Origin of the sequence: Pseudochelatococcus lubricantis, from assembly GCF_011762225.1 — a bacterium.
Taxonomy (GTDB): Bacteria; Pseudomonadota; Alphaproteobacteria; order Rhizobiales; family Beijerinckiaceae; genus Pseudochelatococcus; species Pseudochelatococcus lubricantis.
Window position 1 is genome coordinate 1 of sequence record NZ_JAASQI010000001.1, and the last position, 19,797, is coordinate 19,797.

General features: G+C 65.1%; 21 protein-coding genes. 1 reads left to right on the forward strand and 20 read right to left on the reverse strand.

Annotation, left to right across the window (positions count from 1 at the left end; genetic code table 11):
* The 9 genes from FHS82_RS00005 to FHS82_RS00045 all read right to left on the reverse strand — a co-directional run.
* A partial coding sequence (locus FHS82_RS00005; RefSeq protein ID WP_343042472.1) for a replication initiator protein A occupies positions 1-1,110 on the reverse strand: 1,110 nt, incomplete at its 3' end.
* A gap of 18 nt (positions 1,111-1,128) precedes the next feature.
* Positions 1,129-1,410 carry a helix-turn-helix transcriptional regulator gene (locus tag FHS82_RS00010; RefSeq protein ID WP_065846551.1) on the reverse strand — a complete coding sequence of 94 codons (282 nt, stop codon included), beginning with the start codon at positions 1,408-1,410 and terminating at the stop codon, positions 1,129-1,131.
* A gap of 139 nt (positions 1,411-1,549) precedes the next feature.
* Positions 1,550-2,083: a DUF2285 domain-containing protein gene (locus tag FHS82_RS00015; protein WP_065846550.1), complete on the reverse strand. Its 534-nt coding sequence runs from the start codon at positions 2,081-2,083 to the stop codon at positions 1,550-1,552.
* Positions 2,016-2,324 carry a transcriptional regulator domain-containing protein gene (locus tag FHS82_RS20990; protein ID WP_083199108.1) on the reverse strand — a complete coding sequence of 103 codons (309 nt, stop codon included), beginning with the start codon at positions 2,322-2,324 and terminating at the stop codon, positions 2,016-2,018. The genes FHS82_RS00015 and FHS82_RS20990 overlap by 68 nt, the downstream gene beginning before the upstream one ends.
* Positions 2,325-2,436: 112 nt before the next feature.
* Positions 2,437-2,703, reverse strand: a complete 267-nt coding sequence (locus tag FHS82_RS00020) for a DNA -binding domain-containing protein (protein WP_065846549.1) — start codon at positions 2,701-2,703, stop codon at positions 2,437-2,439.
* A 98-nt stretch (positions 2,704-2,801) separates the two neighbouring features.
* Entirely contained in the window at positions 2,802-3,056 is a 255-nt protein-coding gene (locus FHS82_RS00025) for a helix-turn-helix domain-containing protein (protein ID WP_065846548.1), read from the reverse strand.
* Positions 3,057-3,239: 183 nt separating this feature from the next.
* A complete protein-coding gene (locus FHS82_RS00030; RefSeq protein ID WP_012115000.1) occupies positions 3,240-3,563 on the reverse strand; it encodes a DUF736 domain-containing protein in 324 nt (107 codons plus the stop codon).
* Between the two features lie 577 nt (positions 3,564-4,140).
* Entirely contained in the window at positions 4,141-4,581 is a 441-nt protein-coding gene (locus FHS82_RS00040) for a hypothetical protein (RefSeq protein ID WP_065846547.1), read from the reverse strand.
* Positions 4,582-4,723: 142 nt separating this feature from the next.
* Positions 4,724-4,891 carry a hypothetical protein gene (locus FHS82_RS00045; RefSeq protein WP_166947500.1) on the reverse strand — a complete coding sequence of 56 codons (168 nt, stop codon included), beginning with the start codon at positions 4,889-4,891 and terminating at the stop codon, positions 4,724-4,726.
* A gap of 325 nt (positions 4,892-5,216) precedes the next feature.
* On the opposite strand from FHS82_RS00045, the gene FHS82_RS00050 reads away from it, so the two are divergent.
* Entirely contained in the window at positions 5,217-6,215 is a 999-nt protein-coding gene (locus tag FHS82_RS00050; protein ID WP_065846546.1) for a restriction endonuclease, read from the forward strand.
* Between the two features lie 32 nt (positions 6,216-6,247).
* Here FHS82_RS00050 and FHS82_RS00055 read toward each other — a convergent pair whose 3' ends face one another.
* The 11 genes from FHS82_RS00055 to FHS82_RS00105 all read right to left on the reverse strand — a co-directional run bounded on the left by FHS82_RS00055 (position 6,248) and on the right by FHS82_RS00105 (position 19,792).
* Positions 6,248-7,174, reverse strand: coding sequence for a DUF2493 domain-containing protein (locus FHS82_RS00055; protein ID WP_065846584.1), 927 nt, complete (start codon positions 7,172-7,174; stop codon positions 6,248-6,250).
* A 312-nt stretch (positions 7,175-7,486) separates the two neighbouring features.
* On the reverse strand, positions 7,487-8,527 hold the full coding sequence (locus tag FHS82_RS00060; protein WP_065846545.1) for a DUF7146 domain-containing protein: 1,041 nt from the start codon (positions 8,525-8,527) through the stop codon (positions 7,487-7,489).
* The gene (locus FHS82_RS00065) at positions 8,524-12,873 is read right to left on the reverse strand and encodes a strawberry notch family protein (RefSeq protein WP_065846544.1); all 4,350 of its coding nucleotides are present in this window, start codon (positions 12,871-12,873) and stop codon (positions 8,524-8,526) included. The genes FHS82_RS00060 and FHS82_RS00065 overlap by 4 nt, the downstream gene beginning before the upstream one ends.
* 151 nt (positions 12,874-13,024) lie before the next feature.
* On the reverse strand, positions 13,025-13,321 hold the full coding sequence (locus FHS82_RS00070; RefSeq protein ID WP_065846543.1) for a hypothetical protein: 297 nt from the start codon (positions 13,319-13,321) through the stop codon (positions 13,025-13,027).
* The gene (locus FHS82_RS00075; protein ID WP_065846542.1) at positions 13,318-13,581 is read right to left on the reverse strand and encodes a DUF6117 family protein; all 264 of its coding nucleotides are present in this window, start codon (positions 13,579-13,581) and stop codon (positions 13,318-13,320) included. Before FHS82_RS00075 ends, FHS82_RS00070 begins: the two co-directional genes overlap by 4 nt.
* Positions 13,578-13,994 carry a hypothetical protein gene (locus tag FHS82_RS00080; RefSeq protein WP_065846541.1) on the reverse strand — a complete coding sequence of 139 codons (417 nt, stop codon included), beginning with the start codon at positions 13,992-13,994 and terminating at the stop codon, positions 13,578-13,580. The genes FHS82_RS00075 and FHS82_RS00080 overlap by 4 nt, the downstream gene beginning before the upstream one ends.
* 66 nt (positions 13,995-14,060) lie before the next feature.
* The gene (locus FHS82_RS00085) at positions 14,061-14,282 is read right to left on the reverse strand and encodes a hypothetical protein (protein WP_065846540.1); all 222 of its coding nucleotides are present in this window, start codon (positions 14,280-14,282) and stop codon (positions 14,061-14,063) included.
* A 60-nt stretch (positions 14,283-14,342) separates the two neighbouring features.
* Positions 14,343-16,487, reverse strand: a complete 2,145-nt coding sequence (locus FHS82_RS00090; protein WP_065846539.1) for a ParB/RepB/Spo0J family partition protein — start codon at positions 16,485-16,487, stop codon at positions 14,343-14,345.
* 160 nt (positions 16,488-16,647) lie between these two features.
* On the reverse strand, positions 16,648-17,598 hold the full coding sequence (locus tag FHS82_RS00095) for an ArdC family protein (RefSeq protein ID WP_166947502.1): 951 nt from the start codon (positions 17,596-17,598) through the stop codon (positions 16,648-16,650).
* Positions 17,599-17,754: 156 nt separating this feature from the next.
* A complete protein-coding gene (locus tag FHS82_RS00100) occupies positions 17,755-19,176 on the reverse strand; it encodes an IS1182 family transposase (RefSeq protein WP_065846905.1) in 1,422 nt (473 codons plus the stop codon).
* 166 nt (positions 19,177-19,342) lie between these two features.
* On the reverse strand, positions 19,343-19,792 hold the full coding sequence (locus FHS82_RS00105) for an RrF2 family transcriptional regulator (protein ID WP_065846908.1): 450 nt from the start codon (positions 19,790-19,792) through the stop codon (positions 19,343-19,345).
* Positions 19,793-19,797 lie beyond the last annotated feature (5 nt).

The following is a 19,797-nucleotide window of genomic DNA, read 5'->3' on the forward strand; positions in this document are numbered from 1 at the left end:
ATGATCCGGCTCCCGGTCCGTGAATCCGGTTCGCGTTTCCTGGAGCGAGTTCATGAAACCTCGCCCCGGTTCGCGAAACCTGGCACCCCGACAGAGGTTTTCCACGTCGCGCGCGCGCTCTTCAAAGTTAGATTCTCTGTTAGACTCTAAGTTAAGGGCGCGGTTTTCGCTTTTCGTGTCGTGGGTTACGGCCCGTTTGGGTTCCCGTTGGCACGAGGGGGCGGTTCCTGATGGCACGTGCCCTCGGGTTCCCGATGGCACGAAGCCTCCCACAGCTTTTCCACAGGCCGGCGTCGGCTCGAAGGCGAGCAGCGTGCGGCCGCCAGCGTCGATCTCCAGGAACAGCGTGTAGCCGGGGAGCGGTTGGCGACGGATGATGTCGCGCAGCTCGAAGGCGAAGCGCTTGAACGGCGACAGCGCGCCCGATTTCTGGTGGAGGTGACGGAAGTCGAACCGCCAGCCATTGCGTTGACGACCGCCATGCTTGCGGACGATCCGATAGAGCCAGCGATCGAGACCGCCCGTCAGGTCGAAATAGGCGCGGTCGATCGTGAGAACGAGCGCGTCGTCGAGGACGGCCTGGTAGAACCAGTCGGGCACGATCAGCTCGATTCCGTCGGGCTTCCCGTTCCGGTCGGTGCGTTCCTTCCACTCGTTGATCCACGAGAAGCGGTGCCGCCGGCCCTCGGCGGCCTGCCGGATCGAAGTGCAGATCGTCGTCGATTGCAGCCGGTCGAGCGCGGCCTTGAGGCGCTGATAGTCGCGCAGGGATGTCCCACGGCCGATGAACTTCAGGATTTCATAGGGGGTGGCGACCATCAGCCGAGAGGTGCGCAAGCCCGCGTCGCGCGCCTCGACGATCTGGCTCGCCGCCCAGATCAGGATGTCGGCATCCCAGATGGTCGCCATGCCGTGATCGGGTACGGCCTCGACGCGGATCGATACGTCGCCCGCGCAGAAATCGATCGGTGCGGCGCGATGGGACTTGGAGAGGGAGAAGAAGGGGTAGGCCATGAGATCCTGCGCATCTCGGGCAGCGAACTCGCCAGGGAGCGCTCGAAACAGGTCGAGCTGTCCGCGCTCCGATCGGGATTGTTGCCGCACCGCCACTCGGGGTTTCGCCAGCGATCAGCGTGCGTAACGGCCGGCATGGGCCTGAGGCGCCGGCGTGTGACGCTTGGCGGGGAGGATCGAGCCGCGAGGATCGGAGGTCGAGGTGACGGCGCCGCGTGCGGCCCAGGCTTCGAGATCGTCGACGGCATAGACGACACGGCCACCGAGCTTCCGATAGGCCGGACCGGTGCCGTAAGTCCGGTGCTTTTCGAGAGTGCGGGCGGAAAGACTGAGGAACTCGGCAGCCTCCTTGGTGCGTAGGAAGCGCGGCGGGAGAACGGCGAGATCGGGTCGCATGCGAGGGCCTCCGTCGGGTTCGTGAGGGCCGCTGGAGATCAGCGGCGAACGAAGGCCACGATGGCGAAGGGGGACCGGCGAAATGCAGGGTGAAATCAGAGGGGCCTAAAATCGCCCACCAAGCATTGTGTGGGTGCGATCAGCTCTGTCTGCGATGGCGCAGCAGCGCGCGATAGCCGCCAGCGATCATGGCGCGAGCGTCTCGAAGCAGCGATTTGACGGAATGGCGGGCCGAGGATTCCTGCCATTCATGGCGATCGAGCGGGTTGGTATGGAATACGACCTGCGCGATCTCTTGCTGCGTTGCTCCGTCGCGATGGCCGTCGAAGCATTGCAGCATCCTGCGTGATCGCATGCGCTGTTGCGCCGTCAGCCGCGTGTCGCGAGGGATGGCCTTACCGTGAAGGGACGCGAGCAGGCGACTGACGGCTTCGAGCCGGTCGAACCCCTCACTGTTGAGGGGGATTAGAGCGGCGAGCGGTTTGCCAATCGGCGCGGTCGTCCCACGGTCGATCTGGACACGCTGGCCATTACCAAGGTCGTAGAGAAGGACGTTTTCGTCATTGTCGCCGATGCGGTGGGCGGCATCGATCGTCGGTGGTAGCTCAGCGTCGGGGGCTAGAGCAGAAGGGGCCGGCCCGAGAAAGATGGCGCTCGTATCCTCGTCGGGCATCCAGACTATGCGGGCTTTGGGTGGTGGTTCCAGCGGGTCCACCGGGAAATCGCAACCTCCATCGATGCCGGATCCTTTCAGTCAGCGCATGGGGATCGGTCTTTCGGTCACTCAGTTCCTGGAAATCCGCGTCGTAGGCATCGTTGCGGCGGAGCCACTCCCAAGCGAGATCGGAGGCGCTCATATCGTCGACATGCTCATAGGCCGCGGACGAGCGCCAGCCGGATGCATCGGGTGTCATCGCGATCCTCCCTTAGCATTTTGAGCTAGTTGGGGAGGAGGATTGCTGATGGATCTCCGCTGCGGAAGCTGGACGACCGGCAATGGGTGATGCCAGAGCGGCATCACGACTATCAGTGCGTTGAGGTGATCAATTCGCGATAGCCGTGTTCCGTCATCCAGCGTGCACGCGCAAGATGCGTGTCATGGACATGGCGGCTGCGCAGCGGATCACGGGCGGGATCGAGGCCGAAAAGGATCTGGACGGCCTCTCGCCAGTCGGCACCATCGCGCGCCGAATCCAGCAAACGCAGATAGAGGACCATATGCTCGCGGTCATAGGCCGTTAGAGTCTGGCTAGCGGGTGGCTCGTCGAGGAATGACGGGGTCGGCTGTTCCATAGAACGACTATAATCGCTCGACGGACTTTCGTTAACACCGTTGCTGGAAATTCCGACAACGGCACCACGGATGGCGCCAGCCTGAGATCGGCAGGCTGCTAGCGCTTTGCTGGTAGATGCTTGCGATCGTGGAGCAGCAGCACACCTTCGCCCTTGTCGGTCGAAAGCAGGACAATGCCTGCGGCTTCGAGCGCTCTGCGAACGAGATCACGCGTCGACTCATACACCTCGAGGCCGTTTTCGGATTCGAGGCGCTTGAGGGCGGTCAGCGAAGTGCAGGCCTGGTCAGCGAGCGTCTCCTGTGTCCATCCCAGCAACGCGCGTGCGGCCCGTGATTGTCGGGCGGTGATCATGCATAACCACCTCCCACCGGCCAATATGCCGTTGCCAGAACTACGACTATTTTAGTCGCTCTAGGTGCGCGAGGGAGGAACGATGGCTTGTTCTTCTGTCCGTTCCGACGGAGAGGCGTCCCTGATTCGCTTGCAAGCAGAGGAAAGGCCCCGGCCTCTCTGGCCGGGGCCTTGCTCGGTGTTTCAGTCCGCCCGGCGGCTCGGGCGGGACCAGATCAGCGAGTAGCCATCGCCGTCCTCGTCGTCGAAGAGGTTGGCGTAGATGGGGGCGTTGAAGCTCGGATCGTCGAGCTTGAGGCCGAGATAGTCGCGGCCCTCGTTGGAGCGCTTGGACCAGGCGGCGCCGATCTCGACGCGGCCGACCAGAACCCGGTGGCTGGGGGCGTTTTCGCCGGTGGCGCGCTGGTCGGGGACGATGCGCACGCCCTTGGCCTGGACGCTGAGGGTGACGATTTCGCCGCTGAACTCGTTCGAGGCGGTCTTCTTGAAGGTGCCGATGGTCGCCATTTTCAAATCTCCGTTTCCGTGTTCGAGCCCGCACCATTGCGACCTCGATGGCGATCGACAGGCCGGAGGCGATCGACGGCGCACCCCGCAGGGGCTCGACAGCAAAGGAGGAACTTTCTTGTCTCGCGAGGAATGACGGCGAAGCCGGCAGGGGATGAAAGTTGTGACGCCGCTGTTGCGTCATAGGCGATTGAGGCGCAGCCGGCCTTCGGCCAGATCAGGCCATTGAAGAGGCCGCTTGGGTTGCGGTCTGGCTACGGGAAGAAGCGGAGAGGGTGGCGCCCCCATCGCGACCGGTGCCAAGACCTGCCTGACGTTCGTCGGCGTATCTCTCCCTCTTCTCAGGCGGGCTTTGCGTCCTTGCGTTCTCATGGCCTGCCGTGGGCGGGAACCTCCGCCGTTCCGTATCGATCGGCTGCACCGAGACAGGCGTTCGGGTCCGGGTGGTCCCGAGGGGGTGCGCGCTGCGGTCCTCTGCGTGATCCGGGCGCTGTCGCCCGCTTCGCCACCCCATGATACGACGTGGACGCAGTGCGGTGTCGTTGTTCCGGTCTCGTTGGTGTCCGTTGCGAGACGATCAGGCTTGAGCGGGGTGCTGGCCGGTCGGGCCGGTGGCCGCCATTGCCGTGACGCGCGCAAACGCGGTGATGCCGACTGCAATCGCGCCGATGACGGAGAAAACCAACTGCCACGTCTCCGACGGCATGGTGTGTTTCACGATGCCATGCGTCGCGTGGTAGCCCGCGATGGCCGCGGGCGCGACGAAGGCGAGCGCGATCAGCATCCGCGCCCAGAGCGGGCGGACGATCCCGAGCAGAACCTGACCGATGCCGAGCGTCAGCCCGGCTGCGACCACGCCGACAAGGATTGCGCCAAGCCAGCCTGCGCCGGTGTCATAGGCCCAGGCGCCTGCGGTGATCCCTGCGATGAATGGCAGCGCGAAGACGGCGAGCGTGAACAGCAGCCAGCAGAAGAAGCCGATTGCCGCGATGGAAAGGAGAATGCCGAGAAAGATCATGGTGGTGCCTCCGAGAGAAAAATTCTGACGGGCGCGCCTTCCACCACCACCACGGCGCGTGGGGGAACATAGCAAAAGATGGACGGCAACGGGAGCTGAAACGGATGAGGTTCAAGCTCCGCAGGCGATGACATTCGCCCCCTCATGGGATGAAAGGGTCGATTTCGCGGACGATCTGAGAGGCGTCGCCGTCATATTCACTGGCGAGTGTGACCGACAGCGTGCCGTCGCCTGCGCGGAAGATAACGATGACTGTCATCAGGGTGGTGGCGAGGCTGAGGGCGAAGGCGTGGGCGGCGTTGAAGGACATTGATCCAGCTCCTGTCTCGAGCGGAGATCCATTCCCCGCTGACAAGCGCCCGATGTGTTCGGCCGAGGGCCGCAATCACCGCGACAGGCGCAGCCGAAGCGGCGGCACGCGCATGCGTAGTCCGACCCTTTATGGGTTGATGGCGTCAGGCCCTCGGCCGGACCAAGGATCAGCGCATTTGAAGCGGGGTGGGGATTCCTAGAATCCGGAGCGGTCTCGTCGCAAATAGCCGATGCATGTTCTTGGCTTACCGTAGACATCTGCCGTGGCCGGCCGTTAGCGTGGGGAGCATGACTGATGAAACGAGAACTGGACTGACTACCGTATGACTCCCGAGGTGGCGAAGGGCGCGCTTGCAGATGCAGCGGATGGTGAAGAAGCGGCGCTTCTTACCCAAGCCGTGTTGAGTAAGCTGACGATCACGGACATACCAGAAGGTGGCCGATACGAGATTGGAACCCTCGATGATGGCGTGGTCCGGTTAGACTGGAATGGTTCCTTCTCCGTGGAGGATGGTAAGCTCTTCGGCGAAGCCGATCATACATGGACACGTAAATACTGGTATTCACCACTCGGCCTTGAGCAGTATCTCGACCTTGTGCGTCGCGCCGTTGAGGTGCGGCAACGTGTGCGTGGCGACGTAGAGTTGGTCCACCACGAGGATGATGGGGCCTATATTCAACTGCGTTATCGTATCGCTGCCACCAACGTGAAGCTGGATCGAGCCTACGCCGAGATCGTCAGGGTCGATGCAGAAATAGTTGAGGCTGCCGACCAAGCAGCCGATGAGGTAGGGGCCAGGATTGCTGAGGTTTCCGCGCGCCTTTCAGGCTGGGGAACGAACAGTCTGGACGAATTGATCGATGCTGTAGATGGTGCAGTAAGTGCCGATGAGAAGGGGCGAGCACTTGAGGAACTTTGCGCTCGCCTGTTTTCCTCCGTCGCTGGTTTTGTCGTGAAACAGCGTATTCGCACGGAGACGGAGGAGATAGATATTTCGATAGTGAATGGGAGTAGCGAACCTCGCCTTGCGCGCGAGGGCGCGGTGATTCTCGTAGAGTGCAAGAATTGGACTGCAAGGTGCGGCAAGAACGAGTTTGTTATCTTCCATGAAAAGATGCTTAATCGAAGCCGGCGCTGTTCACTTGGATTTCTCGTGTCGTGGAATGGATTCGCAGGTACGGTCACGAAGGAGATGCTTCGAGGGAGCCGAGAAGAGTTGCTTGTGGTCCCGCTCACAGGTGCGGAAATTCGGGCTGCGGTCCGGCAGGGTGACTTTACTGCCGCGTTGTTGAGCTGTTGGGACAAAGCGGTCGCCCTATAGAGCTCATCTCGTAGAAAAATCTGGGGCGGCGCTCACGCGCCGCCCGTGCCGAACCGATAGACCGGGATGCCGAGCTTTCTGGCCTTGTCGGCGAGGTTGTCCTGGATGCCCGTGCCGGGGAAGATAAGGACGCCGATCGGCATCACCGCCAGTATGGCGTCGTTCCGCTTGAACGGGGCGGCCTTGGCGTGCTTCGTCCAGTCGGGCTTGAAGGCTACCTGCGGCACCTTGCGGGTTTCCGCCCAGCGCGACGCGATCTTCTCTGCGCCTTTCGGGGAACCGCCGTGCATCAGCACCATGTCGGGGTGCTTGGTGTGAACCTGGTCGAGCTTGGCCCAGATCAGCTTGTGATCGGCGGTGTCGCCGCCGGAGAAGGCGATCTTCGGTCCTGCGGGCACGAGCACCTCGGTTTCCGCGCGGCGTTTGGCGGCGATGAAGTCGCGGCTGTCGATCATCGCGGCGGTCAGATGGCGATGGTTGACCCGCGACCCTGTGCGCTGGGACCAGGGTGAGCCGGTGGCGCGGTGGTAGTGGTCGACGGCGCTGTCGCGGAAGATTTCCAGACTGTCGCGGCGTTCGATCAGCGATTGCCCCAGGTCGATCAGGCGTTCGAGCTGGACGGATTTGACCTCGGAGCCATCCTGCTCGCGCTGGAGCCGCTTCTGCGCCTGCTCGTTGTCGTCGAGCTTGCGGTCGGCCCGTTCGACGGCGCGGTGGAACATATTGACGGTCGACCAGAGGAGGTCGTCGAGGTCAGGATCAAGGCTCGTATCGGCCACGGTGGAAATCAAGGCGTCGAAGATGTCGGCGACGGCGCCTTCGATGATGCGGTCTTCCGGCACGGGCCTGGGATCGGCTTCGTCTTCCGAAGGTCGGTAGCCGTAGAGCTGAAGCTCCTGCACGATATGGTCGGTCGGCGATGCGCTGTGTTCGGGTTCGTAATCGTCATGCCCGCTCATGGGATGCTCCGTCGGTTGGACCGCGACCGTCGCGGCCTTCATGGCGACGAAGCCGTCGGGCGGGACGGACCTGCACCCGGAGCGAAGCGAGAGGGCCGAAGCGCAGCGAAGGATGGCGAAGGCCGGCGATTTTGCTTCGCGATGGAAAGCGGCCCAGAGGGCCGCGCCGGAAAATCGTCGGCCACAGCCATTGCCGATCCGGCCCGGCTGACGGCCGATCGCCCTCTCGAAGGCCGAGGCGCGGTACTCTCCGAAGGTTGAACGCATCTGGGCGGCTATGATGATCGCGGCCTCGACACTCCTTGCCGGCGACTATGCTGCTTCGAGCCAGAAACGGGCGACGTCGGGCGGTGCGAGCTGCACCCGGAGATTGGCGCGGAGCGCGTCGATGCCGAGGCGCCGGAGATCCTCGTTGAAGTCCTCCAGCACCGGCGAGAGCACGATGGCCTCGATCCCGGCCGTGTTCGCCCGTTCGACCAGGCTATCCCGTGCGCTGTCGCCCGCCGGGTCATTGTCGCGGACGATGTAGAGCCGGCGCAGCGTCTCGGGGAACAGGATGGCGGCCAGATGGGCAGCGGAGAGCGCCGCCGCCATCGCCATGTGCGGTATCGCCTGACGTGCCGACAGGACGCTTTCGACGCCTTCGCCCGCCGCAATCACCTCGTCGGCGATCCCGAAACGGACGGCGTGACCGAGCAGGTCGCCCATCGCCTTACGCTGGGTTTGGATCGGCGCCTTGTCGGAGCCGTCAGGAGCGAGCCAGGTCCGATGCGCACCGGTGATCGTGCCCCTGAGATCGGTGACGGCGGCGATCATCGCCGGCCAGGTTTCGGTCGGGCCATGATCGTCGGGTCGGTAATAGCAGCGCGGATGGAAGCGGAGGTTTCCGGTTCCGTGCAAAGCCGTAATGCCGCGATTGCGGAGGTACGCCTCTACGAGTGTGCCGCTGATCGGCTGTGACATGGCGAACAGCCGCTTTGCCGCCTCGGCCGAGCCCGACGGGGCTGGTGTGCTCGCTCGCTTCTTCGTCGCCGGCGCGGGTTCGGGACGCGGCAGGCTGAGAAAGCTGCGAGCTTCGTCGACGACATCGGCGAAGTCGGTGAGGCCGCAGCTCTCCCGGATCACGTCGAGCAGATCGCCATGCTCGCCGGTAGCGGCGTCGGTCCATTTGCCCGCCGGCCCCTTCACCGTCGCCTTGAGCCGCACGAACATCGAGCGGCCGGGCGTGTTGCGGACGTCGCCGACCTGCCAGTAGTTGCCCTGGCGATGGCCGGCGTCGAGATAATGGCGGCATACCGCCTCGGCCTCCCGGCCAAGACGGTTCGCCAGATCAGAAGCGGCGAGACGGGTCATCGCGCCACCTCGCGTTCGCCGATGCGCTGGATCGGATAGCGGCCCAGCACGCGCTCCAGCACCACGGGGCCGGCGGCATCGGTCGGCACGAACATCCTGAGCTTCCAGGAGATGATCTCGTGGAACAGGCCGTAGGCGGTGAGCCGCTCGCGCATCGTGTCGGTGAAGCCGGACAGCTCGATGCGCTCGGCGCCCATGATGCGGACGCGGCGAAGCTGAATCCCCTCGGCGAGGTCGAGGATGGTACGGCCATCCATTAGCGCCACGAAAGCGTCGGCGGGCGTGAGCGTAGCTGCGCCGGCCGTGGCGGCGTTGGCCGCCCAGGCAGGCGAGACCTTGCGGCCGACGATCCGCTCGCCCTCGTCGGTCTGGAGCCGATAGACACGGGTGGACTCGTTGGGCAGCCGCTTCCAGATCGGCAGCAACAGGCCAGCGACGATGTGGATCGTGCTGTCGGAAAACGCCGGCACGTCTGCGACCTCGGCGCTCCAGGCCGTGGCGAAGTCGTTCCGCTCTGCCGCGGTCCAATGGGTCTCGCCCATCATCTTCACCGGAACGGTGTGCGATTCCATCGGCCGGATCAGCCGGACGCGGCGTTCGATCTCGCCATCGTCGAGCATGATCGAGGTGGCGGGGATCTGGACGGCGGAGCGGCCCGAACGCTCATTGACCAGCAACCTGGCGCCGGGTTCGCCGAGATAGGCGAGCGCCTCGTCCAGCGTGACCGGGCGGTTGCGGGTCCGCTGCGCGATGGTGAGCAGCCGGGTTTCCGCGCCCGTGCCCGGATGGGTGTAGATCGTCTGGCGGTCGGTGACGGTGAAGCCTTCCGCTGTCAGCGTCTCCAGCCCGACATCGTAGATGCCTGCGGCAATGGCCCCCTCGATCTTGGCGGTGAGAAGCTGCTCGAAGGCGGCGAACAGCACGCCCTGAAGCTCGATGGTCAGCGCCAGCAGCCGGTTGAGGAAGGTGGTGATCGGCGGCAGCTCGTCCTTGATGCCGTTCGCGTCCATCAACTTCAGGCCGGTGGCGGACTCGAAGCGGTCGAGCGAGCAGCCTTCGACCTTGCCGCGAACCAGCAGGAGATAGAGCTGGCGCAGCGCATCGCGGGCATAGGCGCTTTCCAGATTGTCCTCGGGGCGGAACAGGCCCTGGCCGCCGGTCTGGCGCTGGCCGCGGGTGATAGCGCCCAGCGTGTCGAGGCGGCGGGCGATGGTGGAGAGGAAGCGTTTCTCCGCCTTGACGTCCGTGGCGATGGGCCGGAACAGCGGCGGCTGCGCCTGGTTGGTCCGGTGCGTGCGGCCGAGGCCCTGAATGGCGGCGTCCGCTTTCCAGCCGGGTTCGAGCAAATAGTGGACGCGCAGCCGCGTGTTCCGCGCCGAAAGCTCGGCGTGGTAGCTACGGCCGGTGCCGCCGGCGTCCGAGAAGATCAGGATGCGCTTGCTGTCATCCATGAACGCCTGGGTTTCGGCGAGATTGGCGGCGGCGGCGCGGTTCTCGACGACGAGACGGTCGCCGCCCGAAGACGCGCGCTTGCGGACGATGCGCCGCGAGCGGCCAGTAACCTCCGCCACCAGCTCGGTGCCGAAATGCTGGACGATCTGATCGAGCGCGCCGGGCACCGGCGGCAGCGAGGCAAGCTGCGCGATCAGCTCGTCGCGGCGCGCCACGGCCTCGCGGCTTTCGACGGGCTGGCCGTCGCGATAGACCGGCCGCGACGACAGATTGCCTTCGCTGTCGGTGAACGGCTCGTAGAGCTGCACCGGGAAGGAATGGGCGAGGTAGTCGAGAACATATTCCCTCGGCGTGATGTCGACGCGGACGTCGTTCCATTCCTCGGTCGGCAGCTCGGCCAGCCGGCGTTCCATCAGCGCCTCGCCGGTCGAGACGATCTGGATGACAGCGGCATGGCCGGCTTCCAGGTCGCTGGTGATCGACCGGATCAGGGTCGGCGTCTTCGTGCTGGTGAGCAGATGGCCGAAGAAGCGCTGCTTAGCGCTCTCGAAAGCCGAGCGGGCGGCGGACTTGGCCTGTCGGTTCAGCGTGCCGGTGGCGCCGGTGATATTGGCCGCCTCCATCGCCGCGTCGAGGTGGTTATGGATGATGGCGAAGGCGCCGGCATAGGCATCGTAGATGCGGGTCTGCTCGAGGGTCAGCGTGTGCTCGACCAGCTCGTATTCCACGCCGTCGAAGGAGAGCGAGCGGGCGGTGTAGAGGCCGAGCGCGCGCAGATCGCGGGCCAGCACCTCCATCGCCGCGACGCCGCCGGCCTCGATTGCCTCGACGAACTCGGCGCGGGTCGAAAACGGGAAATCCTCGCCGCCCCACAGGCCAAGCCGCTGGGCGTAGGCGAGATTGTGGACCGTCGTGGCGCCGGTCGCGGAGACATAGACGACGCGGGCGTTCGGCACCGCGTGCTGAAGGCGCAGGCCGGCGCGGCCCTGCTGCGAGGCGGCGACGTCGCCGCGTTCTCCCTTGCCGCCACCGGCGTTCTGCATCGCGTGCGCCTCGTCGAAAATGAGGACTCCATCGAAATCGGAGCCCAACCATTCGACGATCTGCCGGACGCGCGAAACCTTCTCGCCACGGTCGTCGGAGCGTAGCGTGGCATAGGTTGTAAACAGGACGCCTTCCGGCAGCGTGATCGGCCGTCCTTGAGGGAAACGCGACAGTGGCGTGACCAGCAGCCGCTCCATGCCGAGCGCCGACCAGTCGCGCTGCGCGTCCTCGATCAGCTTGTCGGATTTGCTGATCCACACCGCCTTGCGGCGGCCCTGGAGCCAGTTGTCGAGAATGATCGCGGCGGACTGACGCCCTTTGCCGACGCCGGTGCCGTCACCGATCATGAAGCCGCGCCGGAAGCGCGCGGCGTTCGTCGCATCCTCGCGCGCGGCGGTGACGACATCGGAGGTGGCGTCCACCGTCCACGATCCGGCAAGATGATCGGAGTGAGCCTCGCCGGCATAAATGACGGTCTCGAGCTGCGCGTCGGACAGCAGCTCGTGGATATTGACCGGGAGGTGCGGCCGATAGCTCGGTCTGGGCGGGGCGACCGAGGCCATCGCCGCCGATTGCACCAGCCTGGTGGGGTGCGCCTGAGAACCGGCAATACGGATCGCCTGCATTCCGTATTCTTCATAGATGCCGTCGGACAAACGGCCGCCTTCGCCCGCTAGGCCGTCCTGGGTCTCGTAGGAGAGTGGCAGGCCCTCCGGCTCGGCCATCGGCACGGCCGCAGGGACGGCCTTGGCGGTGCGGTTGATATAGCCGCGCACGCTGCGAGGGGCGGAAGCCGCGACAGTCGGGACCGTGAGGGAGGGATCGACGGCGAGCCGTGTCGGCAGATGATCGTCGAGCCAGCCCAGCAGCGTGGCGGCGTCCGAGGCAACGCCGGGTGTGGCGGGGAACACGGCCGGATCGTCGGCGGGCCGCTTGTCGATGATGGTCAGCCGCGTCGGAAACGTCGTGCCGTGTTTGGCATAGACCGCGCCGTCGATGGTGGCGGAGAAGACGATGCGCCCGCGCTCCTGCAGGCGAATGAAGGCGTCCCGCCAGGCCAGATTGTCGGGCGCGAAGCTGGCGCCGGTGATCGTCACCAGGCGTCCGCCGGGAGCCAGACGCGCCAGCGCCGAGGCGACATGGCGATATGTGGTGTCGGCTATGCGGCCTTCGACATTGGCCATTGCGGAGAACGGCGGGTTCATCAGCACGACGCTAGGCGTGACGGCGGGATCGAGATGATCGTCGATCTGGGCCGCGTCGAAGCGGGTGATGGGAATGGCCGGGAAGAGCAGCGACAGCAGGCTGGCGCGGGTGTCGGCCAGCTCGTTGAGAACGAGCGCGCCACCAGCGATCTCGGCGAGGATGGCCAGCAGGCCGGTGCCGGCCGAAGGCTCCAGCACCCGGTCGGCCGGGGTGATCGCCGCGGCGTGGGCGGCGACCAGGCCGAGCGGGATCGGCGTAGAGAATTGCTGGAAGGTCTGGCTCTCCGTCGACCGCCGCGTATGCGTCGGTAGAAGGTTGGCGATTTTCGACACCGCGGAAAGGCGGGCTGCCGGAGACCCAGCTTTGCGGAAAAGCGCACGGCCGTATTTGCGGAGGAACAGGACGGTCGCCGTCTCGCAGGCGTCATAGGCCGTCTTCCAGTCCCAGGCGCCGGTGGCGTCCGATGCACCGAAGGCGGTCTCCATCGCCGCACGCAGGGCGGTGGCATCGACGCGCTCGCCGCGTTCGAGATGGGGCAGCAGCAGACCGGCGGCCGTGAAGATGGCGCCTGCGGGTTCGGGATTGGGGCCGAGTGGAAGCGGCGCGGCGGCGGACGCCGCCGCGGATGCGGAAATCAGGGTCATGATGTGAGCCTTAAGGAGAGCGGGAACGGACGAGCCGCGCGGCGCTCTCTCTCGACCGCACCGGCTCAAACCCGTTCCGGCCGCCCTCTCACTCTCGGGACGCCAGCATGGAAAAAGCGCCCGACCGTGAGGTGGGGCGCTTTTCCGGAGATCAGCTCCAGTGTCCGTCCGCGATCTCGCAGGCGACGAGCGTGCGGGACTTGCGGATGAGGTCATCGCCGCAGGTGTCGATGTGGCCGAAAAACCTAGAGCGGGCGCCGTTCTCGGCCCAATCGGCATAGGCGCAATATTCACGGGCTTCGGATCGGAACGCCCGCATGTCGTTGGCCCAATGCGGCTTGGGCTCGATGACGACGGTGACGCCGTCCCTGGTTTCCGGCCAGGGCAGAGACCGTTCACGCGGAGGATGCTGGCGATCCGCCGCGAAGATGGCGTCGATGTCGATCATGGCGCCTCTCCCGCGTCGGGCCGCACGAAGCCCTCGGGATCGCCGGGATCGGGCGGCAGATAGGCGTCGTAGGGATTGCCGTTGGCGAGATGGCCGAAGGGCGTGAAGACGTAATCGCCGTCGTCCCGACCCACGGCGCAGATGACGTAGCGCGGGCTGCCCGTCACCGCGTCGAGGCATTCCATGAGGGCGAGATTGCCGTCGCCCGCCGCGCGCAGCAGGGTCTGGAAATTGGTCCTGGCGTAGGAGGGAATGCTCATAGCGGTCCTCCCTCGCCGGAGATGGTCTGGGCGAGCCAGCCATCGGTGTAGATCCAGTCCACGGTCTCGCCGGTGGCGAGGTCGAGGACATGCGCACCGCCGCCGAAGCCATCGAGCCGGGGCTTCGAGCTGGTGTTGGCGTATTGGAATCCCCATCTGCCTTTGAGGCCGAACTCGGCGGCGCAGCGGTTCACGAACTGGATGAGGCGTTCGGGATCGCCGGTCACGTCGTCGCGCATCCAGAGTTGGCTGCCGCCATGCTCCGGTTGGATCGAAAGGAGGAAGCCTTCGGAGGGTGGTTCCTCCGATGCGCCGTCCTCGGACAGGCGGTTGTAGAGATCGAGCGCTCGGGCGGCGTTCTCGGGCGTGCCGACGTCGAGCAGGCACGAGAAATGGGTGAAATAGTCGGCCATGACAGGCTCCTGAAACGAGAAAGCCCGGCGCGATGGCCGGGCTGGGTTTGGGGGGATCGAAGGCGGTCAGTAGCCGAACCGCCAGGACGGCCAGGGCTGGCCGTCGTCGGCGGCGGCGACGGCTTCCGGCAGGTAGCCGGCATCGCCTTCGACCAGGGACGGATCGCGCACCGGCGTCTCGTCGATGATGGTGACGCAAACGACGAGGCCGTCTTCGACCTCGACGTGAACGGGCACGAGATACTGGAAGACGACGCGGCGCGTGGCGGACGGGTCGGGTTCAATCATGGAAGGTCTCCTTGCGACGATGCGGGGAAGCGACCCCACGCCGCTCCCCCGCCGGGAGGGTCATTCGGCCGCGATCGTCAGGGTGTCCTCGTCCTCGATCCCGTCGGCTTCCTCGTCGTCGCCATCCTCGCTGAGGAAGTCCGGCAAGGCGGCATCGTCTCCGGCGTCTGCCTCCGTGCCCGGTTCGATGGTCTGCCCCTCATCGAGGTCGACCAGGCGCAGCGGCTCCGGCAGCCAGCCGGTGTCGGCCAACAGGCGCTCGGCCTCCTTGGCCATGTCGCCCTTCTTCAGATGGTCGATGAGTTGGGCGGCCCGCTCGCCGGCGCCTTCGCGCACGGCTTCGAGGATGCGGGGCTTGGTGACGCGGCCGAGATAGTTGCCGACCGTCGGCCTCCAGCCCGCCGCCACCATGTCGAGGCCGGTGGCTCGCGCCAGCCGGTCGGCCTGCGAGAGGCGCACGTCCAGCCCATGCTGGCTGACGCCCGATCCGCTGTAGGGATTGGGCCGCTCGAACAGGGCGTTCACGCCGTAGCTGACGCAATGGGCGAGCAGATCGAGGCGCGTGCCGGGGTCGAGCAGGGAGAGCCAGTCCCACAGGGCCTGGTCGTCGTCGGGAACGTGATCGCCCCAGCGCTCGTGTCGCTCGGCGACCTCGCGCGCGGGCGTGCTGTCCTTCAACTCCTCGGACTGTGCCGAGAAGAAGATATTGTTGACGCGGGCCTCGAGGCAGCCGGCCGGTGCGGTGCGCCGGAAGGTGTCGCTGACCAGCTTGTGCAGCAGCATGGTCATGGCGACGTCGGGATGTTCCGCAACCGCGTTGCGCAGAGCGAGGGTGCGATGCGCGGTCAGCTCGATGACGAGGCGCTCGGGCAACGGCTTGATGCCGTCCTCCTCATCGTCCTCCGGTTCCGCGGGCTGGCCGCCGATGGTGATGACGGCGCGTTGAACGGCGGGCGCGGCCTGCTGGCCAGCTTCACCGTCAACCTCCGGCGCATCGCTGCCTTCGGTCTCGACGGGACGTTCATCCTCGGGACGGACATAGCCGCGATCCACCGACAGCGAGCCGTCGGCGTCGAGGCTGATGAAGACGCCGGCGACGGCGATGTCGGCCGGATCGTAGATCGTTGGGCGCTGCTCGAAGGCGTCGAGGGCCTGTTCGATCTCGCCGAGACGTGCGTCGATCTCGTCCGGCAGCTCGTCGGCTTCGGCAAATTCGGCTTCGAGCCGGTCGTATTCGTCGCGCAGCGCTTCGCGGGTAGCGCTCTCCTCCTCGGTCAGGTCGACCGTGACGCCAGCCAGTTCGCGAAGCCCATGCTGGTGGCCGTAGGGAAAGCTCAAGGCGGCCTCGACCCATTTCCAGCCTTCGCTCGCGATCTCGTCGGCGGTGGTCTTCAGCTTGTCGGCCACCAGGCGGTCGAGCAGGGCCGGATCTTGCAGCCAGCCACCATCGTCCGACTGGAACAGGTCGCGCAACACGATGCCGCCGGCCGCCTCATAAGCCTCGACGCCGATGAAGACGGCCCTTTTGTCGGAGGCGCGTACCGAGGTCTCGGTCAGCATCCGGCGGATCTGATAGGGCTCCTTCTGCCAGCTATCCTTGACTGCCTCCCAGACCTGTTCCTGACGGGCATGGTCGGAGCTGACGGTGAAGGCCATGAGCTGTTCGAGCGTCATGCCATCCTCGGCATGGATCTCGAGCAAAGTCGGCGAGACGGATGCGAGGCGCAGGCGCTGCTTCACGACATTGACGCCGACGAAGAAGGCGGCGGCGATGGTTTCCTCGGTCATGCCCTTGTCGCGCATGGCCTGGAAGGCGCGGAACTGGTCGAGCGGATGCAGCGGCGCGCGCTCCATGTTCTCGACCAGCGAGATCTCGTCGACCAGGATGTCGCTGTTGGCGTCGCCGACGACGCAGGGCACCGGCGCGGTCTTGGCGAGGCGCTTCTGCTTCGCGAGCAGTTCGAGGGCACGATAGCGGCGGCCACCGGCGGGCACCTCGAACATGCCGCTCTCGGCGCCATCGGCGTCGAGGACGGGACGGACATGGAGGCTCTGGATGAGACCGCGCCGGGCGATGGACTCGGCCAGCTCCTCAATCGAGACGCCGGCCTTGATGCGCCGAACATTGGACTGGCTCAGCACCAGCTTGTTGAAGGGGATGTCGCGCGCCGACGACAGGGTGATCTTCTGAATGGCAGTCGCCATGTTCGTTACTCCGCGACGGGCGGCCGGGAGCCTCTCTCTCGACCTCCAACCCGTCACGAAGCGAAGCGCCGCCCTCTCACTCTCGGAGGGCAGCGCCAGGCGGGCGGAAAGGCGTAAAGCCGGAAGCCCGCTTCTCTGCCTTTCCGGTTTTCGAAGATCGTCACGCCGCCTGCCGTTCGTCGTCGGCCGCATCGACATCGGCGCCCGGCAAAAACCCGAGCAGCCAGTCGGCCGCCTTGCTGGCTTGGGAAGCGGCGCGCACGATGGCCCGATTGTCCTCGCGCAGCACCTCGAGCCAGGAGCCGATATAATCGGCATGGCGGACGGTAGGCGTGATGCCGAGCGAGGCGCAGCAGAAGGCCGCGTTGATCTCGGCGACCAGCTCCTCGAAGGCGTATTTCTTCGAGCCGAAGGAACCCGAGAAATCGCGGTTCAGGCGCGAGGGGTGGCCTGTGGCGTGTCCCAGCTCGTGCAGGGCCGTCCTGTGCCAGTTGATCGGCTCGAAATACGCCTGCGGCGGCGGCACCTGCACATAGTCATGCGCCGGGACATAGAAAGCGCGGTCCCCGCCGATGCGGAAGTCGATGCCGGTGGCTCGGATCAGGGCCTCGACCTGCGGCTCGATGAGGCCGGGCGGAGGCGGCGGAGCCACGATGCCGACATCCTCCGGCAGGCCGTCGCATTGCGTCGCGTTGAACACCGTGAATCGTTTGAGGAACGGGATCGCGGTAGCTTCCTCGCCGGCCTCGCGGGCGCGGCGCTTCTCGTCCTCTGGTGTGAAACGGTCGGCATAGACTACGGTGGTGCCGCGCTCACCCTTGCGGACATTGCCGCCGAGCGACAGCGCCTGGCGGAAGGTGAGCCAGCTCTGGCCGGGAAAGCCGTGCTGGATTACCGCGCCCCAGAGGATCAGCACATTGATCCCCGAATAATGCCGCCTGGTCGCAGCGTTCCTCGGCATGGCGAGGGGCGCCTTGACCGAGGCCGATCCCCAGGGCTGGACCCAGGGGAAGCGGCCTGCCTCCAGCTCGGCGATGATCTTGCTGGTGATGTCGTCGTATAGGCTCGCACGGTCGGAGCCGGCACGCCCGTTGCGGTCATTCCTGAACATCGCGGTTCTCCGCGACGGGCGCCGGAGACCCTTCTCCAGCCCTCAACCCGTCACGGAAACCCCGTCCGCACTCTCACTCTACTGGGGGCGTTGCGGGGCAGGCTGTGCAAAAACTCATTCGTCTAATCCGCCGCCACCAGCACAGCGACGCGCGTCTCACCCCGCTGGCGTCAGTCGCTCGACACCGAAGGCATTTACTGCATGGAGGATGTTGAAGGCGACAATCGAGAGAGCCGCTTCGGCCTTTACCGCTCTGAGACCTCGCGTGAGGAACCTTCCGCCGCCGGACATCCGTTTAATCGTGCCGAAGGGGTGCTCTACAGTACATCGGCGGGTCACCATCAAGCTCGGATCCGCGTAGATTCTGGCCTCCATACGATCCAGCGCCGCCTGGTCGAACAACCGATGGATGGTCCGTTGGGCGCCGGACGTGCATCGGCTCTTCAGCCGACAGTCTTTGCATGCGGACGTTCTATATCGGATCGCACGGTTGCGGGTATGTTTGCCGGATGGTCTCAACGTCTTGCCGGCGGGGCACCGGATTGTGTCGGTCCCCTCATCATACACGAACTGCGCTGGCCGGAAAAAATCGGTGCTCATGGCGCCGCGTTTGATCGGCGCCGCGACCTCAATATGGTCGCGCTCGCATTGCGCGACCGCCTGGGCGTTGGAGTAACCGCCGTCGGCCAGGACTTTGAGCTCGTTAACCTCAAGCACCTCCATCGTCGCCATCGACATTGGATGCAGGAGCTGGCTGTCGTTTGCCTCGTTGGTCACGTCGTGATGTATGATCAGGCCGCTATCTACATCGACCACGCTTTGCATGTTGTAGCAGGGTGTCTTGGGAGAACGTCCATAGCCCATCGGCCGCGCGTCGGACTCGCCAAAGACCAAAGCCGTCTCGTCGCGATCCTTCAGGATGTCCTGCCGGCGCACGAGCCTGTCCTTGCGGCGCCCGAGGGTCTCGATCGCAGTGGTGAACGCCTCCCGATGTTTGGGCTGATCGTCGAACCCCTGGGCCACTGCCTCATCTATGATGTCGAGCCGTTCAAGGTAGTAGGCGATCTCCTTTTCGGTGTGCGCAACGTCACGGGCCAGCCGGTCGGCGCCAGCGATGTTCTTTGGGCTCGCGACCGCGCGCATCTTCGTCCCGTCCAGCGCGACCAATCGACCGCTGATCAAGCCGGTTTCGCGGCAGAACTGGATGAATGCAGCGCTGGCGCCGACAATGGCTTCCGGATTGTCATGACGAAAGGAGGCGATCGTTCGGTAATCCGGGGCGAGCCGGCGCATTAGCCAAAGCGCTTCGAGGTCGCGGACACACGCTCGTTCCAATTGGCGTGAGGACCGTACCTGGTTGAGGTAGCCCCAGATGTACAGCCGGAGCATATCGCCTGGATGGTATCCAGGGCGGCCGGTGACCGCAGCGATAGCACGACCGAAGCCAAGCTCTGCCAAGTTCAAGCTGGTAACAAAAGCATCGACGACTCGGACCAATGCGTCCGGGGAAACATAGTCATCAACACAAGGAGGAAGCAGGCTGACCTGGTCTCGTGCGAGTCCCTCAATAAAACTCATGCACACCCCGGCGTGGAGGATGGGAAGATAATTGGATTCTACACTGACAGGTTCATGAGTAAAAGCTTGTTCTTGGCTTTGAACATCTGCGCTAGGTGGCGTAATAACTCATTACAGATGTTGCGGGCTTCCGAGAAGGATGAGGTCAGAATCGCCGGGTTCTCCGTTACGTCGAAGCAGTGGCCGCTTGCGCATCGAGCTGCCACCCGTAGCTTTTGGAATCCGGTACGAGATCGGCGATGGTGAACTGATCGAGGTGTCGCGCGAAAGCTTCCAGCGCGCCTGCCAAGGCATGGCGCAAGCCGCATGCGGGCGTCACGACGCAGCTGTTGGTCGCCGCGTCGAAGCATTCCACGAAGGTCCCGGTGTCTTCCATGGCGCGCATGATCGAACCGACGTTCAGGGCATTGGCGGGCCGCGCCAGCTTGAGGCCGCCGCTCCGACCGCGCACGCCCTCGACAAATCCTTCCGCAGCCAGTCGCTGCGCCACCTTCATCAGATGGTTCTTCGAGATGCCATAAGCGTGTGCGATCTCGGCGATCGAATGATGGCCGTCCTTCACGGCCAGGAACATCAGTGTGCGAAGGGCATAGTCGGTCTGGACGGACAATCTCATAAAAG